The 1,816-nt window shown below is 60.2% G+C and carries 1 protein-coding gene; it reads right to left on the bottom strand.

The genetic code is table 11. The annotated features are described in order from the left end of the window. Window positions 1–375: 375 nt before the first annotated feature. Window positions 376–1,758 (bottom strand): amino acid permease, encoded by a 1,383-nt coding sequence (locus HMPREF9538_RS11310; protein WP_004147672.1) that lies wholly within the window; start codon window positions 1,756–1,758, stop codon window positions 376–378. Window positions 1,759–1,816 lie beyond the last annotated feature (58 nt).

Genomic DNA, 1,816 nt, shown 5'->3' on the forward strand with positions numbered 1-1,816 from the left:
CGAAGCCTGCAGGGATAAGTCGAAGGCACCACGCAGTGGCGATGTTGCTGGCCGAAGCCCGAGGGTACAGGGGGCGGCGGCGACTGGCCGCCCCCTGTGCGCTCCCTGCGGCATGAGTAACATAACGTAGAAGACATTTCGGGAGCGCAATGTGCTCGGAATTAATACAAAACAACTGTTTTTACCGGATTAAAACCGTTACAAGCCGATAGCAGTATCTACAATACCCCCAGGCCCGCGCAAGCGCAGCGCCGCCGGGCGATTGCCGCGGGCACGGAGCCGCTTTTATGCCGGGCGGCGGCTGACGCCTTGCCCGGCCTACGGTCCGTGCCATTTGTAGCCCCGGTAAGCGCAGCGCCACCGGGGAAATTGATCTTACTGTTCAGTGGCTACCTGCAGCGCAGTTTTACGCACCCGCGCATACCACACCACCGTCAGCAGCCCGAGCCAGACCAGGCCGGCGATCAGCGCCATCCGCGTTTCGGCAAACATCCCTAATACGGCGATGACCAGCCCCATAAACAGCAGCGTCAACAGCGGCGCAACCGGCCAGAACGGAATGGGAAAGGCGATCTGGCTGCGCTCTTCGGCAGACAAACCGCGGCGCATGGCAAAATGGGATAGCAGAATCATCAGCCACACCCATACCGTGGCGAATGCCGCCAGCGAAGCAATTAGCACAAATACCTGCTCGGGGATCAGATAGTTCAATACCACCGCCGCCAGCAGCGCGCCGCCCATGACCACCACCGTCATCCAGGGCACACCGTTGCTGGCGATGCGCTGGAAGCTTTTCGGCGCCAGCCCCTCTTTCGACATGCCGTACATCATGCGTCCGGCGCCAAAAATATCGCTGTTAATCGCCGAGATGCTGGCGCTGATCACGATGATGTTAAGGATGGTCGCCGCCGCCGGGATCCCCAGACCGTCGAAAATAAGCACAAACGGACTCCCCTGTTCGCCAAAGCTGTTCCACGGGAAGATCGCCATCAGTACCGCCAGGGTGCAGACGTAGAACAGGATAATGCGCAGCGGAATGGTATTGATGGCCTGCGGGATCACCTTCTTAGGATCCTTCGCTTCCGCGGCGGTGACGCCGATAATCTCCACCCCGCCGAAGGCGAACATCACGATGCCAAGCGAGGCGATAACGCCCTGCCAGCCGTTAGGGGCAAAGCCGCCGTGGCTCCAGAGGTTTTCCAGCCCGGTGGCCGGGAAGCTGTGGCCAAAGCCAAAGAAGATGATCCCCGCCCCCGCCAGCATCATGGCGATAATCGCCACCACCTTCACCAGAGACAGCCAGAACTCCATCTCGCCAAATACCCGCACGTTGCACAGGTTCATCGCGCCGATAAAGAAGATGATGCTGAGGATCCAGATCCAGCGCGGCACATCGGGGTACCACAATCCCATATAGATGCCGAAGGCGGTGACGTCGGCCAGGGCGACGATCACCATTTCAAAGGTGTAGGTCCAGCCGGTAATAAACCCGGCCAGTGGCCCGAGATACTGGCGGGCATAGCTGCCGAAGGAGCCGGAAACCGGGTTGCGCACCGCCATCTCGCCCAGCGCGCGCATGACGATAAACACCGCCGCGCCGCCAATCAGATAGGCCAGCAGCACCGCCGGGCCCGCCGCTTTGATGGCTGAGGCCGAGCCATAGAACAGCCCGGTGCCGATAGCGGAGCCGAGCGCAATAAACCGAATGTGTCGGGCATTGAGCCCGCGCAGCAGATGTGGCTTGTGTTGTTGTTGCATATACAGGTGTCCTGATTTTTTTATATGACGACAAATATGCGGTGTAGGGCGGGCCGGG

Origin of the sequence: Klebsiella sp. MS 92-3, assembly GCF_000195655.1 — a bacterium.
Taxonomy (GTDB): Bacteria; Pseudomonadota; Gammaproteobacteria; order Enterobacterales; family Enterobacteriaceae; genus Klebsiella; species Klebsiella pneumoniae.

What these genes read in the sequence shown, in the direction of transcription:
- HMPREF9538_RS11310 (WP_004147672.1), bottom strand. Translation starts at nt 1,758, where the DNA reads ATGCAACAACAACACAAGCCACATCTGCTGCGCGGGCTCAATGCCCGA.